Origin of the sequence: Adhaeribacter arboris (assembly GCF_003023845.1) — a bacterium.
Classification (GTDB): domain Bacteria; phylum Bacteroidota; class Bacteroidia; order Cytophagales; family Hymenobacteraceae; genus Adhaeribacter; species Adhaeribacter arboris.
This window is the reverse complement of the sequence record NZ_PYFT01000001.1, coordinates 5,700,969-5,723,202: the sequence shown is the minus strand read 5'-3', so window position 1 is coordinate 5,723,202 and position 22,234 is coordinate 5,700,969. Positions and strand designations below refer to the sequence as shown.

Sequence of the window (22,234 nt, the reverse complement as noted above, 5' to 3'; positions counted from 1 at the left end):
TATCTTCTCTTTTAGGCAACTACCGGAACTGGCGGCACCGGCTCGGTAATTTCCAGAGGAAGCGGTTTTTCAACTTTCTCGTTCAACAATGCAATTTTAAGCACCTCGGAAGCTTTATCTACAAAATGGATTTGTAAATCCTTGATATAATCGGCTGGTATTTCATTGATATCTTTCCGGTTCTTCTGGCACAAAATCACATCTTTAATGCCGGCCCGTTTAGCGGCCAGAATTTTCTCTTTGATACCACCCACCGGTAAAACTTTCCCCCGCAGCGTAATTTCGCCGGTCATGGCCAAATGCGAACGTACTTTTCGTTGGGTATATACCGAAGCAATAGAAGTAAAAATAGCAATACCCGCCGATGGACCATCTTTCGGCACGGCTCCTTCCGGGAAGTGAATATGTAAATCGTACTGGTCGAAAATCCGGTAATCAATGTCTAAATCCGAGGCGTGCGCTTTTAAATAGGAAAGAGCTGTTATAGCTGATTCTTTCATCACATCGCCCAACTGGCCCGATAAAGTTAATTTTCCTTTACCCCGGCTCAGAATAGATTCAATAAATAAAATATCACCACCCACCGAAGTCCAGGCTAGACCAGTAACAACGCCCGCCGTGTCGTTATCCTGGTACATTTCTTTATCAAAAATTTCCGGACCCAGAATCTTTACGACATCGGCCGGCTCCATTATTTTTTTAAATTCTTCTTCTAAAGCTTTGGATTTAGCAATGTTACGGGTAACGGCCCCAATTTTCCGTTCCAAACTTCGTACCCCCGATTCACGGGTATAATCTTCAATTATTTTTTGAATAGCTGCCGTAGAGAAAGTTATATCTTTAGGTTCCAGGCCGTGCTCGGCTTTTTGTTTGGGCACTAAATGTTTTTTCGCAATCTCTATTTTTTCCTCGATGGTATAGCCGGTAATATCAATAATTTCCATCCGGTCGCGCAAGGCCGGCTGAATGGTGTCTAAGGCATTAGCCGTCGCGATAAATAATACTTTCGAGAGATCATATTCCACTTCCAGGTAGTTATCCACGAAAGTACTGTTCTGCTCAGGATCGAGCACTTCGAGTAAAGCTGAGGAAGGATCCCCGCGAAAGTCGGAACTTATTTTATCAATTTCGTCGAGCACAATTACCGGGTTAGCCGAACCTATTTTCTTTATCTGGCTCACGATTTTACCTGGCATGGCGCCCACGTACGTTTTCCGATGGCCGCGGATTTCCGCTTCGTCCCGCACCCCACCTAATGACATCCTGACATATTTACGGCCTAGCGATTTGGCGATAGAACGACCTAACGAAGTTTTACCTACTCCGGGAGGGCCGTACAAGCACAAAATAGGCGCTTTCATGTCGTTTTTGAGTTTTAAAACGGCTAAATATTCAATAATGCGTTCTTTTACTTTCTCCAAGCCGTAATGATCGGCATCCAGAATTTTTTTCGTCCGTTTTAAATTAAAATTATCTTTTGTGTATTCGCCCCAAGGCAAATCCAGCAGAAACTCCACGTAATTCACCGAAACCGGATATTCGGCCGCGGCCGGATTTAACCGGGCTAGCTTTTCTACTTCCTTCTGAAAATGCTTGGCTACGGCTTCGGGCCATTTTTTCTTTTTGGCGGCTTCCCGGAAACGTTCAATTTCCTGGTCCGGACCATCAAAACCCAGCTCGTCTTGTAATACTTTTATTTGCTGCCGCAAAAAATAATCGCGTTGCTGCTGGTCAATATCGGTATGTACTTTATTATGAATTTCGTGTTTAATCTCCAGCAGTTGTATTTCGCGGAGCATGAGTTGCAGCAAAGTAGTACCGCGCTCCACTCCATCGTTAATTTCGAGCAGCGATTGTTTTTGCTGCACTTCTACGTTTATGTTCGACGACAGAAAATGGGTTAAAAAACTAGGAGAATCAATATTATCCAGGGCTACCTGAGCTTCCTGCGGAATTTCTGGATTTAATTTAAGCATTTTGGCCGCCGCATCTTTCAGCGACTGCACCAGGGCTTTTACTTCTTTGTTCGGTTTGGCCGGAAAAGATTCGGGGCAATAACTTACCTTAGCCGTTAAAAAAGGCAGTTCCTGAATAACTTCCTGGATTTGAAACCGCGTTTGCCCTTGAATGATAATAGTAGTATTACCATCGGGCAACACCAGCATTTTTAAAATTTTGGCCATGGTTCCTACGGTAAACAAATCGTCGCGCGTAGGATCATCGCTGTTCGTATTTTTTTGAGCAATCACGCCCACTATTTTATTGCCCCGGTAAGCTTTACGCACTAACCGGATTGATTTTTTACGAGTAACGGTAATGGGCAACACCACTCCCGGAAATAAAACAGTATTTCGTACCGGTAATATGGGCAATACTTCAGGCACTTTTTTTCCGTTGAATTCGCCGTTTTCGGGTTCAGTGGTAATAATAGAAATCATATCTTCATTATCATCGCTCATTAAATCGCTGAGAAATAATTGCTGAAGAATAGTAGTGGAGGTATAATTCATAGCGTACAGGGCCGTGCCAAATTGACAGCAGCTGGCGAAGTATTTCTTAATTTTTAATCAATATAAGTATTTGTCAAGTCCTATGCCAATACAACCCGGGTCAATTTTAAAACTTTCTAAAAAAATTATATTGTTTACGTCCTTCCTTATAATTGACGAGGTAAATGGCAAAGGAAGCCGGTAAATAGTATCTGAAACGTTAAAAATTTAGAAATAGCAAGCTGAAAAGATATTAAATTAAAATAGTAGCCGATTGTCTAATGTAGAGTGCAAATTTATTTTAGAACTTCGGTAATATTAACTTAAGTTGTAATTAGGTTATTAAATCGGGAATAACTACCTGATTTACCTAACATATTGTAGATTTATAAGATTTTCCGGTATATTTGAATTATTGAATATCTTTCCTGAGAATGCTGGATTGGTTGTATGCGTTGTTTTCTTCTAATTTATTTAGTACTGGCTTTATTTTTCACCTCTTGGGAGCCGTTAAAAGCTCAGACCAAACTTTCGCTTAAAAGAAAAGCCGTAACCGACAGCACCCTTCACCAAGGGCAGCCGAAACCCGAAGTAGTTATTGACTTTCCGAATGTTAATAAAATTCCGTACTACGAAAACCGGAGAATTTTAAGAGAGATAAACCGCCTGGAACGCCGGCGTCAATACGATAAAGCTTTGCCTATTCTCCGGGAATACGTCGACAATTTTGGCATTGAGAACTTTTCCCGGAATACTCCTTTGCTTTGGCGCCTGGCCCAATTATACGAGCGGGTAAACGATATGGCTCACGCCAAAGCTTATTACCGTTTGGCTATTAAACACCATCGCGCCGACCTGCAAAATATTAAACAATACTACGACTCGCTGGAAGCAAAAACAAAGTCCTTTTATGTTCCTTTACATTACTATTACGAGCTCGTAGAATACCGGAAATCGGTAAATACTTTTCAGCCACCGAAGGGCGTGTATACCAATATGGGGCCGGATATTAATTCCAAGTACGAAGATTACGGGCCCACCATCAATGCGAATACCGAGCGGCTTATCTTTACTTCGCGTCGCAACCGCGGACCTGCCATTAATTCTGGTTATAACGAAGATTTATTTTACACCGATAATACGAACGGGGCCTGGGAACAAGCGAAATCATTTGGCAAACCCATTAACAGCGTGTACAACGAAGGCTCCGCTTGCCTCAGCAAAGACGGGCAAACGCTTTATTTTGCCCGCTGCGATTGCCCCGACTCTTACGGCAATTGCGACTTATACGTGGCAAAGAAAATGAAAAATGATACCTGGGGTAACGTTAAAAACCTGGGTTTGCAGGTAAATAGTCCTTCCTGGGATTCACAACCTGCCCTTTCGCAAAACGAAGACACTTTGTACTTTGCCTCCGATCGCTTGGGTGGTTTTGGCACTTCCGATATTTACTTTACCTATAAACAAAAAAATGGCCGCTGGGCGCCCGCTCAAAACATGGGACCGGTGATAAATACCCGCGAAAACGAGGTAAGTCCCTTTTTTCACCCGAAATACCAGGTACTTTATTTTAGTTCACGCGGGCAATTGTTGAATAATGGTGATTTCGATATTTATAAAACGTACCGGGTTAACGGGCGCTGGCAGGAGCCGCGCAATATTGGCCCGCTGGTAAACGGCAAAGGCAGCGAATATTACTTTACCATTGATGGTAAATCCCAGAATCTGTATTATGCCCGTTCCGAAGAAAATGATCTAAAGAACCTAGATTTGTTTTCGTTTCCTTTGCCCATGGAAGCGCACCCGCTCGCCGTAACCCGCCTGGAAGGTACCCTCCTGGACTCGGTGACTAACCAACCGCTTACGGGCATAGTATCCGTTATTGACCTTACCAACGGCATCGAGGTAGCATCTAAATACATTCGCAAAGATGGTTCCTTTGATTTTGACCTAATCGATAAAAACCGGTATATGCTTTTGATTCAAAGCCCGGATTTTTTTAGCGTAGAGAAAGAAATTGACTTGAAACAGGACACGGTGTTTAAGATTATGACTTCGGCTATTGATTATAAAATCCCACTCATTTTTAAAAATATTGAGTTCGACGAAGAAAAATCAGACATAAAACCGATTATGGAACCCATCCTTGACCGTATTGTCTTGTTTATGGTCGATCATCCAGCGTTTAAACTCAAAATTGGCGGCCACACCGATGGCAGCGGGGACCTGGATTTTAACACGCAGCTTTCCCAGAAACGCGCCGATTCCATTAAAAAGTACATTGAGCAAAAAGGGAAAATTCCGGAAGGCCGAATTGAAGCCTGGGGCTACGGCAGTTCCGAACAATTACGGGAAGAAAAAACCGAAGAAGATCGCCGCATTAACCGCCGGGTAGAGTTTAAACTGATAAAACCCGAACCTGCCAACTTTAAGGAGTAGAGAACCGAACTTAGTTTTTTAGATGTTATTTGAAATTGCGAAGTTAAATTACACCTAAAAGAACAGATGTTAAAACTGTTCATCAGCCATGAGTAGAAGGTTTATAGGAATAGTCTTAATTTTTATAGCTTTCCAACTCCTAGCTATGATATTAGCTGGCTCTCATGGTCACTATAAATTTCATCCCTATAAGACTGAAGACTGGCTTTTTTGTGGTACGATTGTATTATTTACTTCTATAGGATTTAGGCTTTTATCAAAAAAAAGAATAAGAAAGAATTAAAGGTATCCTTTAGGCTATACATGCTCAGGAAGGACACTTTCATTTAATTCTGCGCTGCCTCTGAACTGGGTACTTGCGGCTGGGGTAAATCGGCTAGAATGCGCTGCGCGATTTTGTTCAGATTATCCCGCACGATTTTATTGATTTCGTTTACATTCGATACGTACGGAATTTTTACTTTATTACCGGCAATGAGTTCGCCTTGCGCATCGAAAATGGTATAATGCACCAGAAATTCGCGGGTAAAATTTTGGGTAGTCCGGTCGAGGCAATTGGTATAATCAGTGTGGATTTCGAACTGATTAATAAAAATATAATAATCCAGATTATAGCGCTCGTTAAAGTACGGGTAGAAATCCGGTGATTTCACTTTTACGCCGTAGTACTTTTCCCCTTCGGCGGCTACACTAACTTCCTCGGGGCTTACTAAACCCGCTTTTTCTTTTTGCTTCCGGAACCAGGCTTCCGGGCCATTTAAAAAAGGTTTTTGTTTAGCGGGCAAGGGATGAAACCTGGAGGCAGAGACATCCTGGTAACTATACGCGAGGGATTTATAAGCCTTTTTTAATTCGTCTGAGTTAGGCAGGTGATTTCCGTCCAGCAGGTTAATTATCTCAAAACCATTCGGATCGAGATACGCATTGAGCCGGGAACGAAATATATACCGGATATTTTGCTTCGGCAACTTCGATTGGCGGGCAATATCTTCGTCGGCATCCGAAAAATACAGGTACGGATCAAACGGAACCACCAGTACCCGCTGCATCATTTTTTCCGTACCTGTTTCCGCCGTTTCCCTATTATTTCTATAACTGGATTTAGCAGTAGTTGACTTTCCTGTTTCTTCCGTTGAAATTTCGGGGGATGGAACAGGTGCTTGTTCCGGCAAAGCCACACTGGTACGAGGAGTTACTTGAATAAGGGTATCGGCCTGATTTAACAAAGAAGGTTCCGCAGCTATCCGCACAACTTTACCTACCGTTAAGTTTTGTCCATTCCATTTTAGTAAGGAATCAACGGGAACCTGGTATTTTTTAGCTAAGCGGTAATATGTATCGCCGGGTTGCACTTGGTGCCCGATATTATTTAAATCCAGCTTTTCCTGTTTACCTAGAGCGTTAGTAGTAGGGAGTGAAGTAGTTTGAGCCCAGCCCGAAATATAATTGCTCACCAAGAGCCATAACATTACTCCCATCCATCCCGCCCAACGTTTAATCATGCTTACTTAATTATTGATTCCGGAAGCAACCGGTAATAAATATCATTCCCGAAAGCAAATATCATTAACCCAATTAAAAGTACCATCCCTACTAATTGCGCTTTTTCTAAAAATTTATCGGATGGTTTCTGCCCCGTTACCATTTCGTAAGTTAAAAACATGACGTGGCCGCCATCTAAAGCCGGAATGGGCAGGAAGTTCATAAAGGCTAAGATAATGGATAAAACACCCGTTAAGGTCCAAAACTTAAACCAGTTAAAAGTACTGCCATACGTTTGCGCAATCATGATGGGCCCACCCAGAGATTTAGACGACATTTCGCCGGAAACTAATTTTTTAAGGCCTTTTATGTGGGTAGTCAGAATGGAAAAGGCTTGTTCGGTGCCTCTTGGAATAGAATTTAAAAAAGAAAAATAACGCGTGTCGTAATTCAAAAGGATATTCGGATAAAATCCGAGGGTACCATCTTTTTCGACGGTAGTTTTCGCGGTTACAACTTGATTTCCCCGTTGAATACCTAAGGTAACCGGTTTGTTTTCTCGGGCGGCCAAAGCAGCCTGCAACTCATGAAAATAGTTGATGCGCTGATCATCAATCTGAACAATACGATCTCCCGGCATTAGTTTGGCTTTGGCAGCCGGGGTGTTTTTCTCTACCTTTTGTACCGAAAATGGGGCCCTTGCTTCGGCAAAACGTTGTTGCTCCCGCTTCTTTTTAGGGTCGGCCATGGTTTCAATTAAGTTAGCCGGTATTTTTACATCTAATAACTGTCCATTTCTATCAACGGTATAATAGCTATTGGAACCCATTAAGGCATCCACATTGTAAATTTCTTCGAATTCCTTAATGGGTTTACCGTTTACCTTTACAATTTTATCGCCATCTCGCAGTCCCATTTGCCGGCCTTGTTCATTCACTACAATACCGTGTTTAACTTCCGAAACGGGCAAATAGCTTTCGCCGTATTTATAGATTAAAAAAATAAAGATCAAAATACCGGTAATAACATTCACGATAATACCACCCATCATCACAATCAAGCGTTGCCAGGCCGGTTTAGAGCGGAATTCGTAAGACTTGGGAGCTTCTGCCATTGCCGCAGTATCCATCGATTCGTCAATCATCCCGGAGATTTTAACAAAGCCGCCTAGTGGCACAGCTCCAATCATATACTCGGTTTCGCCAATTTTTTTACTCAGTATTTTAGGCGGAAAGCCAATAGCGTATTTTTCCACGCGCATGCCAAACCACTTGGCGGATAACATATGTCCTAATTCGTGTAATCCAACTAAAATTGTTAAGCCCAGAATTAACTGGCCTACCATTATTAATGCTTCCATTAAAAAAATTTAATAATTTTAAAATTTGAGGTTAAAAATCAGATATTGATTTATTTACAATTTAATTAATCCCTGCGCTACCCGTCGGGTTTCCTGGTCAGTGGCGACGTAATCAGAGAGCGCAGGTCCGGCAATATACGCAACTTTTGCCAGACAGCTTTCGATTATGTCCGACATCTGCAAAAAACCTATCTTATTCTCCAGAAAAGCATTCACTACTACTTCGTTCGCTGCGTTAAGCACGCAAGGAGCATTGCCGCCGCGCTCCATAGCCGAAAAAGCCAGGGCCAAGTTGCGGAAGGTTTCCAAATCAGGTTTTTCAAAGGTAAGCTGCGGATAATCCATAAAATCAAAACGCGGAAAGCTGTTTTTTAGTCTGTACGGGTAACTTAGCGCGTATTGAATAGGTAATTTCATGTCGGGCAGTCCTAATTGCGCCTTTAAGGAACCATCCTTAAACTGAACCAGCGAATGCACAATAGATTGAGGATGAACAATTACTTCAATCTGACTATTATTTAAATGAAACAACCATTTGGCTTCGATTACTTCCAGGCCTTTGTTCATGAGCGAGGCCGAATCAATGGTAATTTTGGCGCCCATTTCCCAATTAGGGTGCTTTAAGGCCTGTTCGCGGGTAACCGAACTTAAATACTGGCGGTCTTTGCCCCGAAAAGGCCCACCGGAAGCGGTTAAAATTATTTTCTCAATCGGATTATGAAATTCCCCGGCCAGGCACTGAAATATAGCGCTGTGTTCCGAATCAACGGGGTATATATTTACGCCTTTATCGCGGGCTAAATCGGTGATTAACTGACCGGCTACTACCAGTGTTTCTTTATTAGCTAAGGCAATATTTTTACCGGCCTCAATGGCTTTAATAGTTGGTTCTAAACCCGAGTAGCCCACCATAGCGGTTAAAACCAGATCAATGGTTTCCATTTGCACCACGCTGTTTAAAGCATTTTTACCCGCATAAACCTTTATGTCGTGCGGATAGAGGGCATCAAAAACCTTATCGTATAATTCTTCGCGGCAAATTACTACTACGTTGGGTTTTATCACTAAAGCTTGCTGAATAAGCAAATCGGCATTGTGGTTCGCCGTGAGCACTTCTACCTCAAAAGCATCGGGCTGCGATTGAATTACTTCTAAGGCTTGCGTGCCAATGGAACCGGTGGAACCTAAAAGGGCAATTCTTTTCTTCAAATTAAATTTCTCTTTTTTAGTAGATTTATAGCGAACAGGTATCTTTTAAGATATATAAGTAAAATATTGTATGACAGATTTTTAGTTACCACAAGACCTATACTCATTAACAAAATTAAGCAGGCAGTAGTTATCAAAAAACCGCAGAAATTGTATTATTCATGCGGCAAGCCTGAAATCTTACATATTAAGCTTGTAGATACAGGAAAATTGTCGACTTAACTCTCTACTTTAAACTTTACCAGCGCATCCGCAATAGCCCGATCGTTACTCAGCCGGGGCACTTTATTCTGCCCGCCCAACTTACCCTGCGTTTTCATATACTTTTGGAAAGCATCCGACGGCAGAGGAGTTAGTTTTAGCGGACTTAAAATATTACCGGTAATTAAATCGTCGTAGTACACGTTTAGTTGGCGAAGCTGTTGGTCCAGTTCCAGCCTAAAAGCAGGTAAATCCTGCGGTGGCTGGGCAAAAGCTACCAACCACTCGTGGTACGATTGTCCCGCCGACGGGCTTACATAAGGAGCAACGGTAAATTCCACCACTTCTACCTCCGGAAACTTCTGCATGGTTTGGTGCATGGCTTTTTCCACTTCTTCCCCGATAACGTGCTCCCCAAAGGCAGAAATAAAATGTTTAATCCGCCCACTTACCACTACTTTATACGGCCGGGTAGACGTAAATTTAACGGTATCACCAATGGAATAAGCCCACAAACCCGCATTATTACTAATAACCAAAGCATAGTTTACCCCCACTTCTACTTCTTCTATCCGCAAGCGGCGCGGATTTTCGTTGTAGTATTCGCTTACCGGAATAAATTCGTAGAAAATACCGGCGTTGAGTAATAATAACAAACCCGGATCGTCCTGTTCGTTCTGGTAAGCAAAAAAGCCTTCGGAAGCCGGAAATAATTCAATAGAATCGATGGGTTTACCAATGCTCTCGAACAATTTAGCCCGGTACGGTTCAAAATTAACGCCGCCGTAAACAAACAAGTTAAAATCCGGAAATACGTCTTTGATTTTCTTCCCGGTTTTAGCGGTAATCCGGTCAAAATACATTTGTACCCAAGGCGGAATACCTGAGATAAGTGTCATGGGCTGGTGTAACGTTTCTCCAATAATAGCATCCAGCTTTTCTTCCCAATCGTCGAGGCAGTTGATTTGGTAGCTGGGCAGTTGATTGCGCCGCAGGTAACCCGGCACGTGGTGGTTAGCAATACCGGATAGCCGCCCGGTTTTAATACCGCTTACTTCGTCGAGTTCCGGACTTCCCGATAAAAAAATTAATTTTCCGTCGAGAAAAGTGGAATTACCGGTTTGGTACACGTAAGCTAACAAAGCATCGCGGGCGCCGTTAATGTGGTTCGAGATAGAATCGGCGGAAATAGGAATGTATTTCGTACCGGAGGTGGTACCCGACGTTTTGGCAAAATAGATAGGTTTACCCGGCCATAAAATATCCCGTTCGCCTTTCTTAACTCTTTCAAAATAAGGCTTTAAACCTTCGTAATCCCGCACCGGTACGGCCTGGGTAAAGTCGGCGTGGTTTTGAATATTTTTAAATTTATGGTCGCGGCCAAACGCCGTGGAAGCACCTTTCTGAATTAAAGAAGTAAATACTTTTTGCTGCGTTTGGGCGGGTTGCTGCATCCAGGCTTGGTTGCGTTGGTGCACGTAAGCGGCAAATGGTTTACTTAAAGCAGCTTTTATCCCCATATTTTACGATAAACACTTTGCGGTTGGTAAAGGTAGGGATATTCACTCATAGTTGTCATGTTCTTAGCCAGTTTTTGAATAACCTTGAGCAATCTGTATTGGCTCTTAACCTTTCTTCGGATACCCGCTAACTGAACAAACCCGCATTACTCTCCTTTACTTTGTTACTTATTTTACTTAAATCGCGTATTCAAGCATTCGACAATCTAACTTTTAAAACTATGGCATTTACAACAGGAAACGCTGTTTGGAACGGCGGATTAAAAAACGGTAACGGCACGGTATCTACCGAAAGCGGCGCTTTAAATACCGCCTATACTTTTCGTACCCGCTTCGAAAACGATCCGAACGGTACTAATCCGGAAGAATTAATCGGGGCGGCCCTGGCGAGCTGTTATTCTATGTTTCTGAGCAGTTTACTGGAGCAAGCCGGTCATCCGGCAGATAGTATTCGCACTTCGGCCAAAGTGCATTTGGGCCGCAAAGGCGAAGGTCCGTTTATCGACCGGATTGATGTTACCACTGAAGTTCAGGTAGCCGGCCTCAGCGACGAGGATTTACAGCAACACGCGCAAACCGCCAAAAAAGGCTGCCCGGTTTCGCAGGCCTTAGGGGGCGTGCCCGAAATTACCTTGCAGGCACTGCTTAAAAATGCATAAATTAGCGTTTAGCGGTCTGTTTTGGGGCCGCTAAACTTTTACTTACCTAATTAATTTATATGAAATCATTGGTACGCGTAGGCCTGCGGCCATCCCGGAATGCCCGGGTTTCGTTTGGAGTACAATTAGCTTTGGCGTTTTTTTTACTGATCTACGCCATCTTTTTTCTTTTCACCGACAGCCCCACCAACGATAGCCATTTCCTACACTACGTTTTCTTAACCTTTGCCATTGGTTATTTAATTTACATTTTGTCGCAGAACACCCCTATTTTTGGCACCCAATCTTATTTTGAGATTACACCGGCCTACATTGTTTTAAAACGGGGACACTTCCGGCCGAAAACGGTTTACTCTTTCGAAGACGTTGCCCACCTGCATATTGCGCCACTCTCTTTACGCTTACATTTAAAAAACGGGGAGTACCATTTAATTGATTTAAGAATAATCAGCCGCCGGAAAAACTTAAAAAGAATAAAGGAGCAACTCCGCTTAATGGCCTTAAAATTTGATTTTGAGCTAACCGAAGGCCAACCCTCTTCCAATAACCGTCCGTAAGTTTAACTTTCTGTTACTTTAATCAAATTAGTAAATTTCTAAAGGCTGTTGCATCTAGACTGATTTATAGATTCAAATATTTGGGTAATAAACTAATATCGGGCAGTTCTACGTAAGTAAGTTGGTGGTCTTTATCTAAATTTACCTGTTCATGCACCCAGGTAGTATGAAAGGGAATATAAATGGCGCGTGCTCCTAAGTTACATACAGGTAGCACATCCGATTTTAACGAATTGCCCACCATTAAAAATTCTTCCACGGCAATGTTATTTCGTTTTAACACCCGCTGGTAGGCTTCTTCGTTTTTCTCGCTCAGAATTTCTAATTTACTAAAATAATCGCCCAGACCGGAGCGGGCGATCTTACTTTCCTGGTCAAATAAGTCGCCTTTGGTAATAAGGATAAGGGTATATTTATCCTGTAGTTTCTCCAGCGTTTCTTGCACATTCGGTAGAACTTCTACCGGATGATCCAGCATTACTTTACCCAGATTAATAATTTGCTGAACTTCTTGGCCGGAGATTTTACCTGTTGTAAGCTCAATGGCCGTTTCGATCATAGATAAAATAAAACCTTTAATGCCGTAGCCAAAAAGGCTCAGGTTGCGGAGTTCAATTTCGTAAAGTTTGGCCTCCAGCGTTTGTGAATCTACGTAAGGCGCCAGTACTTCTATAAACCGTTCCTGGGTATAGGTAAAAATGGTTTCGTTTACCCAAAGCGTATCGTCGGCATCGAAGGCAATTACTTTTATAGCTTGTAATTCGTTCGTTTCCATTATTCTTGATTTAACAATTCCTGAAAAGTAGCCAAGTATTCACCCACGTGGTAACCATCCATTAAACCATGATGCACTGTAACTGAAACCGGCAACCACAATTTATCTTGCTCCCAAAAGTATTTTCCAAAAGAGATTTTAGGTACACTATCTTTATAAGTAAAACTGCGGGCATGGGTTAGCGCCGTAAAAGTAATCCACGGAATAGAAGAAAAATGAATCACATCTACCCGGCTCGTATTTTCGGTTAAGCCTAAACCACTGCCTGCTTTAACGGTTTGTATTTCCTGGTGGGCGAGCGGTAAAAACGCGGCAAACGTAGGTTGATACGGCAGAAAAGAAAAACCAAAAGTATGGTCGTCGCGCAGAACGGTGGGCGAGGCATGCACGGCATCGTAGCAAACAACTTTATCTGCTTCTATCCGGTACCGGAAGGCTTCCATTTTATTAGCTGCCGTTAACGACAAATACAAGTAATACAAATAAAAAGGCAAATTCTGGGTTTTAGCATTTTTATAAGCTTTGGCGCAGTCTACGTTCACTACCAAACTAAAAAAAGGCTCCTCAAATTGAGAAAAAAACTGAAAATGCTCCCTGCGGTTCCAGGTTTCCAGGGCAAGTTCTTTTTTCATAGTTCCTAAAAGAAGCCGTAAATATAAAAACTTATTTAAAGCAAAAGCCCTTGCGGTGGCAAGGGCTTTCTACATTTCAGGTACGCCGTTTACTTACGATGTCCGAATTTCCGGCATGGATTTACGTGGTTTGGCCGGCGCTTTTTTGTTTTTCTCAGCGGGAGCAGGCGTAGCCGGGGTAACCGGAGCGGTCGGCGTTGCCGTTTGCTTCACTTGGTTGCCTTCGGTATCTAACTCTACCACTTCGTAGCCCAATTTTTCTAGTCCAGGTTTAATTAATGCCTTATCGCCCACCAGCATAATGTTCATTTTTTCCAGCGGCAGATTTTTCTTCGCTAAAGTATTGATTTCTTCTTTGGTGATATTTTGCAAAATTTCGTTTTGCTTCTTTACAAAGTCGGCATCTAAATTATATTTAATGATATTGTTCAGGAAAACTGCTTTCTGATACGGGGTTTCATATTTCAAAGCATCTCGTTGTCCTACCGAGCTTTTCAGGAAAGCCAATTCGTCGTCGTGAATACCTTCGCTGCGGAAAGTTTTTATTTCTTTCAAGAATTCTACTACCGCACTATCCGACACATTGGCTCGCACCCCCGCCTGAGCGGTAAAAGGTCCTACCAACTCAGTACCCGAAAATCCCGAACGGGCGCCGTACGTATAGCCTTTCGCTTCGCGCAGATTTAAGTTAATCCGGCTATTAAAGTTACCGCCCAAAATGTAGTTCATTAACCCGGACTTATAGTACTCGCCGGTAGCATCATAAGGCAACGCTAAATAACCAATCCGGATTTCGGACTGGGCCGCTTTTTCTTTATCTACCAAATAAATTTTAGATTTATCCCCGGAAGGCATGGGTGGCAGTACCGGCATGGTTACTGGTTTAGCCGTCCACTTTTCTAAAAAGGCCAGCTTCGGCTTAATATCCTGTTGCTTGATATCGCCCACAATGACCAGATTTGTAACCGAAGGTGAGAAATTTTCGCGGTAAAAATTCTTTATATCCTCCAAAGTAATAGTATTCACCGTGGCGGCGGTACCAATAGCCGGAACCGCTAAAATATTACCTTCGCCGTAAAGTAATTTATTGTACACGTTATCGGCAATAACGGTAGGCTGAGTAGCCTGGTTGGCAATCGCTTCGAGGCGCTGTTTTTTCAAACGTTCAAAATCAACCGGATCAAAGCGCGGACGTAATAGGCGTTCTTCGAGCAAAGCCAGCGTAGCATCCAGGTTCTTTACCTGCGATTCTACGGTAACGTTAATAGCTTCCGTGCCACCCGATACGGAGATACTGCTACCTAGTTTTTCAAGCTGACTGTTAATATCTTCGGCGGTATATTTCTCCGTAGATTCGTTGAGCATGGCCGCCATTAAGGAGGCAATTCCGGCTCGGGAAGGATCTTTAGCCGATAATTTATGGCCGCCCTGCATACTAAACAGCAGCGTAACCATGGGTACTTCTTTGTTTTCGGTACCAATTATTTTAATACCATTCGGCAAGTTATCGCGGTAAAAAGGAGGCACTGTTACCACCGGGTTTTTACCGGCTCCCGGCCGTTGGCTCCGGTCGAAATTATCTTTCGGTTTTACGTATTTCAGGCCAGCGTATTGGTCGGCTGGCGCTTTGTACCCATCGGTAGTAGGTTTAAAATTATCGGGTTTGGCTACGGCCTGGGCTTGTCCTTTTGGCACCACACTTAAAATAACGGCGTGCTTGTTTTTGATGTATTGGTTATACACCCGCATCACATCGGCTTTAGTTACGGCCATGTGCACCTTGTAGTCGGTAGGCAGGTAATTAGGGCTGCCGGTATACGTTTGGTTAGCCGCTAACTGCGATACTTTACCGGCTACGCTCTCCAGGCTGTTAATAATATCGGATTCGTATTTGGCTTTAAAGCGGGTAATAGCATCGTCGGTAACGCCGGTTTTTTCAAATTCTTGTAAGGAGGCCCGTACCATTTTTTCCATGTCGGCTAAAGTCTGGCCCGGGAAAGGCAGTACCCGAAGGGTAAACTCGCCGGCTAATTCAGAAGCCGGATGGCTGGCATCGGCCTGCACTGCTTTTTGTTCTTTAATTAAATTTTTATATAAAATGGAGTTTTTACCGCCGCCTAAAATTTCGGCTAAGCAATCTAATGGCGCTTCATCAGGATGGCGGTTGGGCACGGTGGGAAATACCATTTGCAAAAGCGGGAACCGGACATTGTCTTCGTAAGACACATAGCGGTCCTGCGGTAAAGTAACCGCGGCTAATTTCCTATTTTTTACTTCCGGACCACGTGGAATGGAGCCGAAGTACTTTTCTACCATTTTTACCACGTCTTTCGGATTCACGTCGCCACCCACGGTAACCGTAGCATTATTGGGACCGTACCAACGCAGGAAAAAGTTTTTCAGATCATCCACGTTTACGCGGTTCAGGTCTTCGATGTAACCAATGGTTAACCACGAATACGGATGCCCATACGGATACAAGGTTCGGGCAGTAGTTTCCCCTACTAACCCATAAGGCCGGTTATCGTAATTCTGGCCCCGCTCATTTTTAACGGTAGACCGCTGTATTTCAAATTTCTTCTGGGTAACAACATCGAGTAAAAAGCCCATGCGGTCGGCTTCCAACCACAAAGCTGTTTCGAGTTGATTACTAGGAATAGTTTCGTAGTAATTAGTCCGGTCTTTATTGGTAGAACCGTTGAGAGTACCTCCGGCATTCGTTACAATTTTAAAATGTTCTTCATCGGCCACGTGGTCACTGCCCTGAAACATCATGTGTTCAAAGAAATGCGCAAAACCGGATTTACCCACTTCTTCGCGCGCCGAACCTACGTGGTAGGTTACATCCACGTGTACTATCGGGTCGGAATGATCTTCGTGTACTACCAGCGTAAGACCATTAGGAAGCACGTACTTTTCGTAGGGAATAACCAGTTCGCTGCCTTTACGGGCAACTTTTTCGACGGGCTTTAACGCTGAACCCGTTTTTTGAGCGTTGATTGGCAAGGATAAGGCTAGAACCGCCCAACCACAAAGCACTAATTTTACTTTTTGAAACATATAATCTGAGAAAAATTATCTTTCTGTAATTATAAAAAATCTTTCTCATATTATTACTCTGTTCCGGGTGAAAACCCTTCTCCACCAATCACATTCTTTTACCCGCGCTTTGTTCTAAGACAAAACGCGGGTAAAACCGAACTTAGTCAGAAAGAAAAATGGATGCAAAAATTACTCATTAAAAAAGGAGAATCCCGAAAGTTAAGCAGCACATTTATCTATTGCACAGTAGTTATTTCGTCGATAATTAAGCTATTACCAAAACAGCTCACTTCTAGATTTTTTCCGATGCCCAATGGGGTACCAGGCTCATTGTTTAAGGATTAGCTCCTGATGTTCATTATACTAATTTCTACTGGTCAGCCATTCGGATATTTTACCTTTTTAACTAATAAAAACAACTCTTTTGTGGCTTGCTTTTAAGTAACTTCGTACTTTTTTAATGGGGTTTATAGACTTTAGGCGCAAATGTGCGTAAGAAAAGTTCCGGCGCTATTGCCGGTGTTTTTGTTTCATTCTTAAAACCTAAACTATGGAAAATAAAGAACAGAAATCACCTGATAATGAAAAAGAAATTGTTTCTGCTCCCGATCAACAAAATATAAACACCCCAAACCACGAGGAAGAAGGCGGTACCGATTACTCGCAACACGGCCAGGGCGGCCAGGGCGCTAAATCTACGGACGGTGACGAAAACAGCTCGCATGACCAGGGAAACGAAGAAAGTATTGCCGGCCGCGAAGACAGCTAATCATTTTAAATTATGGAAACAACTGCAGGTAAAGTATCCCCGAAGGATAAAAATCATTTTCCGGTGGCGCCGGGCGTTACCGGAATTAAGATTGTGTTTGTAAACCTGTTTCTGGTGAGTAACTCCGATGACTCCTGGGTATTGGTAGATGCGGGTTTGTATGGTTCAGCGGGTAAAATTAAACATATCGCGGAAGGCTTGTACGGCAAAGGAACCCGCCCTACGGCAATCATTCTCACGCACGGGCACTTCGATCACGTAGGTGCTTTAAAAGAATTAGCAGCGGAGTGGCAAGTACCTATTTATGCCCACTCTTTAGAGATGCCTTATTTAACGGGCTTATCGTCGTATCCCCCACCCGACCCTACCGTAGGCGGGGGCGCCATGGCGTATATGGCCTGGCTGTATCCGAAAAAACCCATTGATGTAACCGGACAAGTACAAGCTTTGCCTTCGGATGGATCGGTGCCCGGTTTACTGGGCTGGCGCTGGCTGCATACACCCGGCCACACCGCGGGTCACGTATCTTTATTCCGCGACAGTGACCGAACCTTAATTGTGGGTGATGCTTTTAGTACCCGCGAACCTGAATCGGCGATTGCGGTTATGACCGACCGGAAAGAAATTCATGGACCACCTTCGTATTATACCAGCGATTGGGAAGCAGCCCGGAATTCGGTAGAAAAGCTGGCCGATTTACGCCCGGAGATTGTGGCTAGTGGTCATGGCATGCCCATGCAAGGCGAAACCATGTTATTTGAACTAGATGAACTGGTGCATTATTTCGATCAATTAGCGGTTCCCACTTCGGGCCGTTACGTGAATGAGCCCGCAGTAACCGATGAGCGAGGAGTAGTAAAATTGCCTCCTGCGGTATCGAACCCGGCGGTACCTAAAGCATTGGTAACAGCGGGGTTGGTAGCCTTGGCCGGCATGGCTGTTTTAGCTATTAGTCGCCGCAAACAATCGAAACGATTCTTAGATACTCTCGACGACAATACCGATAGTTACCCGACCTACTCCGAAGAAACAACGAATAATTATCCGTGAGGTAGCTAATAGTAGGCTATGGTAGAGAATATAAAAAAGCAGACCCAAAAGTCTGCTTTTATAGTTTTAAGCAATACAAACGGGCTAATTACAAAGTCTATTAAAAAAAGCGGCCGTTCCGGTTGCCTAAATGTGCTTAGAAAGATTTAGCTGTCCGGCCCCAATTGCCGGTTCTTTCGGGCGAAAGTTTTATTCAAAGAACCCGTTATTCTTAGAAATAACCGACGGCAATTACTAAAACTCAGCTATTTTGCTTATTTTCCGATTTGATTGTAAATGAGCGTAAACAATTTCTCCTGTAACCTTAATTGCTGAACGAAATGAAGAAGGAAAGCTTGATTCAGTTTCTTCAGAGTACCCAGCTTATTCCCTCATCCAAGGCAATTGAAATTGCTAATCAATTTTCGCGGAAAACTATTCTTAAAAATAATTTGCAATTAAAAGAAGGCCATGTTTGTAACGAATACCTTTTCCTGGAAAAGGGCTTTATGCGGGCTTTCGCCTACGATGTTCACGGTAACGATGTTACCACCAGTTTTTATTCTCGTTCGCACGTTGTTTTTGAAGTATCTTCTTTTTTTAACCGGACTGCCTCCCAAGAAAACATTCAAGCTTTAACCGATTGCGAAGGCTGGTATATTACCTACGAACAGCTAAATCATTTTTTCCATGCCTTTCCCGAATTCCGGGAGTTTGGCCGTTCTATTTTGGTGAAAGTTCTTACCCGGCTTAAAAACAGAATGCTCGCCACCATTACCGAAACAGCCGAAGAACGCTACGGGCAACTGCTAAAATCAAATCCGGAGATTTTTCAACACGCGCCCCTGAAACATATTGCTTCTTACCTAGGCATAACGGACACCTCATTAAGCCGCATCCGCAAAGAATATTTAAAAAAATAAAGCTCAAAATTTATTTCCTGCCATTTGGCAAGAGAGAAAACCTATAGTAGTATTTCCTTTGGGTTAATATAAAACTTTAATCCGTAACCCTGTGGAAAACTTACCCGCTTACATTAGTTTTTTCTTCGCCGGCACCACGCTCCTAACTCTTTGGCTGCTGTACCGGGCAGCTAACCGTTCCAAAGCCATTATTATTTTAGGAATTTCGTGGCTTGCCTTACAAAGTATTCTGGGCTTAGCGCAATTTTATACCAATACGAATGCTTTGCCGCCCCGATTTGTTTTTTTAGTACTGCCGCCTTTAATAGGAATTATTCTTTTATTCTCCACCAATAAGGGCCAACACTTTTTGGCTAGTTTACAACTTAAATGGCTAACCTTATTACATGTAGTTAGAATACCCGTAGAAGTAACTCTTTTTAGTCTGGCATTGCACCAAATGGTTCCGACTTTAATGACCTTTGAAGGTCGTAACTTAGATACTATCTCTGGCTTAACCGCGCCGCTTGTCTATTATTTTGGCTTGCTAAAAAACCGGTTATCCCCAAAATTGCTCTTGATTTGGAATTTTATCTGTCTGGGGCTTTTATTGAATATTGTGGTAAATGCTATTTTATCGGTTCCAACGCCTTTTCAGAAGTTTGCTTTCGACCAACCCAATATTGCCTTGTTGTATTTTCCTTTTGTTTGGTTACCCTCCGTTATTGTACCGGCGGTTTTACTGGCCCATTTAACCAGTATTCGTAAACTTATTATACTAAGCAAAAAAACTACTCCTGTTTCCTTCAACCAAAGTTTACCGTAGAAAAGCCCATTTATAAAAGCCGAATTAATTAAAAACCTAAATTATTATTTGTCGGCTTTTAATTAATTCGGCTTTCTTGCGGCAACGCTGCTAAAATATTAATCCATTTCAAAATTAGCTTGCCGTTCTTCATCGGTTACGGTGTCTCCTTTTTTACCTTTATCTTTCTTTTTAGCTTCTGCATCGGTTACATCCAGTACTTGTAAATCATTTTCGTTCGATTCGGCTGTTTCCTCGAACGTAAATTCATGGCCTTCCGCGTCTTTTATGGTTTTGCCTTTTTTATTTTCGTCTGACATAATAATACCTCTTAGTGATTAATGGTTTGTTCTATAAAAGTTTACTGCAAACAAAGATAAAAGTTGAGCTGGATGCCCGTATTTTATGCTTCGGAATACGGGTATTAAATAAATTTTAATCTGTTCCGAGGAGCAATGCAAATCAATTGAGAGCATTAAATAAACAATAAGAAAATAGCCAAAAGCTTGTTTCAATATTATTACCGCCTCTATCTTTTAGCTAAAGCAAACCATAAGCTTTTAAAAAAATTGATTCTGTATTTTTTCTGGTTATCGGGCAGTACCACCAAGTGGCAAAAAATAGATTAGAAGAATATAAAATAAGGGTTTACCGCCGGAATAACCCAACCTTTTTTCCTGGCTATAGTATTACTCCTATATACGGGTATATTCTCTTGTTTTGGTAGAATTACCAGAAAATAACATCATTTACTTTGTCATAATTAACCAACTAATCATGAAAAATTTTAGATACTTTTTTCCCATATTCCTTATGTTCCTAGCCCTCACCGTAACAAGTTGTGAGGTTATCGGCGATATTTTTAAAGCGGGCATGTGGACGGCCGTTATCGGGATTGTAGTAGTAGTGTTGTTTGTGCTTTGGCTGCTACGCAAAATACGTGGTCCGAGAGTTTAAAACTAAAAACTCTTACAACAAAAAAGCTCCTGAAAAGGAGCTTTTTTGTTGTAAGAGTTTTTGCAAAAAATGCCAATCAAGACTTTACTGTTGGCAATTTATTTAGATTTTTCCGGTGGCATGGTTCCTAAAATCCAATCCCAAAGCGGCGACGATACTCCGTAGGCTTTATCGTCGTGTTTGTAATGGTGAATGCTGTGGTGTACCCACAATATTTTTAAGAAATTTTTCGGTGGCGCGTAAGCGTGTACCGCGTAGTGCACAAATAAATAAACGGCGTAGCCAAATAAAAAGCCGGACAAAATACCAAATACAGCCGAACCAAAAATTAGCTTGAACACAAAAAAGAAGAACGATGAAATAAATAAACTAACAATGGGAGGCATGGCTAGCCGCGACTTATCTTTTGGATAATCGTGGTGGTTCCCGTGAAAAGTATACTGAATGTTTTTCTTTACCTCAGTGTCGGTTTCCATGTGAAAAACATGCCGGTGCGCCATATACTCCACAAAAGTAAAAATAAACCAACCCACCATAAAAAGCCCTAAAGCGGATAAAACTGTTATAAAGCCGTGGGTTAAGCCATAATAAATAAGACCCGTTGCAATTACAATGAAAATGGAAATAGGCAACGCAATATGCGTATGAGTCAATTTTTCCAGAACCGGATTTTTAAAAAGTTGGGCGGAGCCTTTATGATTTGGTTTCATCTCTTTAATAAACGATTGATTAAACGTACAACTAAATTAATAAAGATTCTTTTTAATAAGGTAACAACCTGGTGCTATACCTTTTTTAGCCGCCAGTTATCTACTAAATGAAATATTTCAGCGGCCGTAGGATTTAAACTTGCGTAGGTTAAAACTGCCTTCGTGTAAAACTGTTGACGGCTGGTTAATGTTTCAGAAAAAAACTGATACAACTGTTCATCTGTTTTTCCGGCTAATAAAGGCCTTACAGCAATGCCTTCGGCTTTCATCCGGGATAATATTTCGTTTACCGGCACCTGCAGGTAAACACTTAGGCCATGGCGATTAATAAAATCCATGTTTCCTTCAAAGCAAGGAGTACCGCCCCCGGTAGCAATTACAGCTTGCTCGTTTTCTTCGGTAGCTTGCCGCAGCGCCAATGCCTCGGTTTTACGGAACCACGACTCACCGGTTTTTTCAAATATTTTCCGGACGCTTTTACCTTCTTTGCGCTCAATATAATGGTCTAAATCAATAAAAGGCAAATGTAAATGCGTGGCTAGTTGGCGGCCTAAAGTGGTTTTACCCGAGCCCGGCATACCAACTAAATAAATACGGCTATCAGTCACAAATATTATCTAAATATCGGTGTAAAAGTATTAAGAGTTTCGGTAGCAAGCCAGAAAGAAAGGGATAAGTTTTATTTTTACGCAGTAAT

General features: G+C 42.4%; 19 protein-coding genes. 8 read left to right on the top strand and 11 right to left on the bottom strand.

The window, feature by feature from the left end:
• Window positions 1–11: 11 nt before the first annotated feature.
• A complete protein-coding gene (lon, locus tag AHMF7605_RS23275) occupies window positions 12–2,510 on the bottom strand; it encodes an endopeptidase La (RefSeq protein WP_106932388.1) in 2,499 nt (832 codons plus the stop codon).
• 429 nt (window positions 2,511–2,939) lie between these two features.
• Between lon and AHMF7605_RS23270 the strand changes: the two genes are divergently transcribed.
• Window positions 2,940–4,928 (top strand): OmpA family protein, encoded by a 1,989-nt coding sequence (locus tag AHMF7605_RS23270; protein WP_106932387.1) that lies wholly within the window; start codon window positions 2,940–2,942, stop codon window positions 4,926–4,928.
• Between the two features lie 326 nt (window positions 4,929–5,254).
• Here the strand turns inward: AHMF7605_RS23270 and AHMF7605_RS23265 are convergent, their stop codons facing one another.
• The 4 genes from AHMF7605_RS23265 to AHMF7605_RS23250 form a co-directional block, all read right to left on the bottom strand.
• Window positions 5,255–6,430, bottom strand: a complete 1,176-nt coding sequence (locus tag AHMF7605_RS23265) for a LysM peptidoglycan-binding domain-containing protein (protein ID WP_106932386.1) — start codon at window positions 6,428–6,430, stop codon at window positions 5,255–5,257.
• A gap of 2 nt (window positions 6,431–6,432) precedes the next feature.
• Window positions 6,433–7,770 (bottom strand): RIP metalloprotease RseP, encoded by a 1,338-nt coding sequence (gene rseP, locus AHMF7605_RS23260; RefSeq protein ID WP_106932385.1) that lies wholly within the window; start codon window positions 7,768–7,770, stop codon window positions 6,433–6,435.
• Window positions 7,771–7,824: 54 nt separating this feature from the next.
• Window positions 7,825–8,979 (bottom strand): 1-deoxy-D-xylulose-5-phosphate reductoisomerase, encoded by a 1,155-nt coding sequence (locus AHMF7605_RS23255; RefSeq protein ID WP_233219229.1) that lies wholly within the window; start codon window positions 8,977–8,979, stop codon window positions 7,825–7,827.
• Between the two features lie 218 nt (window positions 8,980–9,197).
• Window positions 9,198–10,700: a GH3 auxin-responsive promoter family protein gene (locus AHMF7605_RS23250; protein WP_106932383.1), complete on the bottom strand. Its 1,503-nt coding sequence runs from the start codon at window positions 10,698–10,700 to the stop codon at window positions 9,198–9,200.
• A 221-nt stretch (window positions 10,701–10,921) separates the two neighbouring features.
• Between AHMF7605_RS23250 and AHMF7605_RS23245 the strand changes: the two genes are divergently transcribed.
• Both AHMF7605_RS23245 and AHMF7605_RS23240 read left to right on the top strand, forming a co-directional pair.
• Window positions 10,922–11,359 (top strand): OsmC family protein, encoded by a 438-nt coding sequence (locus tag AHMF7605_RS23245; protein WP_106932382.1) that lies wholly within the window; start codon window positions 10,922–10,924, stop codon window positions 11,357–11,359.
• Window positions 11,360–11,418: 59 nt separating this feature from the next.
• Window positions 11,419–11,916 carry a hypothetical protein gene (locus tag AHMF7605_RS23240; protein WP_106932381.1) on the top strand — a complete coding sequence of 166 codons (498 nt, stop codon included), beginning with the start codon at window positions 11,419–11,421 and terminating at the stop codon, window positions 11,914–11,916.
• Between the two features lie 64 nt (window positions 11,917–11,980).
• On the opposite strand, the gene AHMF7605_RS23235 is transcribed toward AHMF7605_RS23240, so the two are convergent.
• The 3 genes from AHMF7605_RS23235 to AHMF7605_RS23225 all read right to left on the bottom strand — a co-directional run bounded on the left by AHMF7605_RS23235 (window position 11,981) and on the right by AHMF7605_RS23225 (window position 16,383).
• Window positions 11,981–12,691 (bottom strand): HAD family hydrolase, encoded by a 711-nt coding sequence (locus tag AHMF7605_RS23235; protein ID WP_106932380.1) that lies wholly within the window; start codon window positions 12,689–12,691, stop codon window positions 11,981–11,983.
• Window positions 12,691–13,323, bottom strand: coding sequence for a chloramphenicol acetyltransferase (locus AHMF7605_RS23230; protein WP_106932379.1), 633 nt, complete (start codon window positions 13,321–13,323; stop codon window positions 12,691–12,693). Before AHMF7605_RS23230 ends, AHMF7605_RS23235 begins: the two co-directional genes overlap by 1 nt.
• Before the next feature lie 93 nt (window positions 13,324–13,416).
• Window positions 13,417–16,383, bottom strand: coding sequence for a M16 family metallopeptidase (locus AHMF7605_RS23225; protein ID WP_106932378.1), 2,967 nt, complete (start codon window positions 16,381–16,383; stop codon window positions 13,417–13,419).
• Window positions 16,384–16,915: 532 nt separating this feature from the next.
• On the opposite strand from AHMF7605_RS23225, the gene AHMF7605_RS23220 reads away from it, so the two are divergent.
• From AHMF7605_RS23220 to AHMF7605_RS23205, 4 genes are all read left to right on the top strand, one after another.
• Window positions 16,916–17,134: a hypothetical protein gene (locus tag AHMF7605_RS23220; protein WP_106932377.1), complete on the top strand. Its 219-nt coding sequence runs from the start codon at window positions 16,916–16,918 to the stop codon at window positions 17,132–17,134.
• A 12-nt stretch (window positions 17,135–17,146) separates the two neighbouring features.
• Window positions 17,147–18,184: an MBL fold metallo-hydrolase gene (locus tag AHMF7605_RS23215; protein WP_106932376.1), complete on the top strand. Its 1,038-nt coding sequence runs from the start codon at window positions 17,147–17,149 to the stop codon at window positions 18,182–18,184.
• Between the two features lie 320 nt (window positions 18,185–18,504).
• The gene (locus AHMF7605_RS23210; protein WP_106932375.1) at window positions 18,505–19,086 is read left to right on the top strand and encodes a Crp/Fnr family transcriptional regulator; all 582 of its coding nucleotides are present in this window, start codon (window positions 18,505–18,507) and stop codon (window positions 19,084–19,086) included.
• A gap of 91 nt (window positions 19,087–19,177) precedes the next feature.
• A complete protein-coding gene (locus tag AHMF7605_RS23205; RefSeq protein WP_106932374.1) occupies window positions 19,178–19,891 on the top strand; it encodes a hypothetical protein in 714 nt (237 codons plus the stop codon).
• Window positions 19,892–19,989: 98 nt separating this feature from the next.
• Here AHMF7605_RS23205 and AHMF7605_RS23200 read toward each other — a convergent pair whose 3' ends face one another.
• Window positions 19,990–20,190: a hypothetical protein gene (locus AHMF7605_RS23200; RefSeq protein ID WP_106932373.1), complete on the bottom strand. Its 201-nt coding sequence runs from the start codon at window positions 20,188–20,190 to the stop codon at window positions 19,990–19,992.
• 493 nt (window positions 20,191–20,683) lie between these two features.
• On the opposite strand from AHMF7605_RS23200, the gene AHMF7605_RS23195 reads away from it, so the two are divergent.
• Window positions 20,684–20,827, top strand: coding sequence for a hypothetical protein (locus tag AHMF7605_RS23195; RefSeq protein ID WP_233219228.1), 144 nt, complete (start codon window positions 20,684–20,686; stop codon window positions 20,825–20,827).
• Between the two features lie 98 nt (window positions 20,828–20,925).
• Here AHMF7605_RS23195 and AHMF7605_RS23190 read toward each other — a convergent pair whose 3' ends face one another.
• Together AHMF7605_RS23190 and AHMF7605_RS23185 are read right to left on the bottom strand one after the other, a co-directional pair.
• A complete protein-coding gene (locus AHMF7605_RS23190) occupies window positions 20,926–21,537 on the bottom strand; it encodes a sterol desaturase family protein (RefSeq protein WP_106932371.1) in 612 nt (203 codons plus the stop codon).
• Between the two features lie 74 nt (window positions 21,538–21,611).
• The gene (locus AHMF7605_RS23185) at window positions 21,612–22,145 is read right to left on the bottom strand and encodes a shikimate kinase (protein WP_106932370.1); all 534 of its coding nucleotides are present in this window, start codon (window positions 22,143–22,145) and stop codon (window positions 21,612–21,614) included.
• Window positions 22,146–22,234 lie beyond the last annotated feature (89 nt).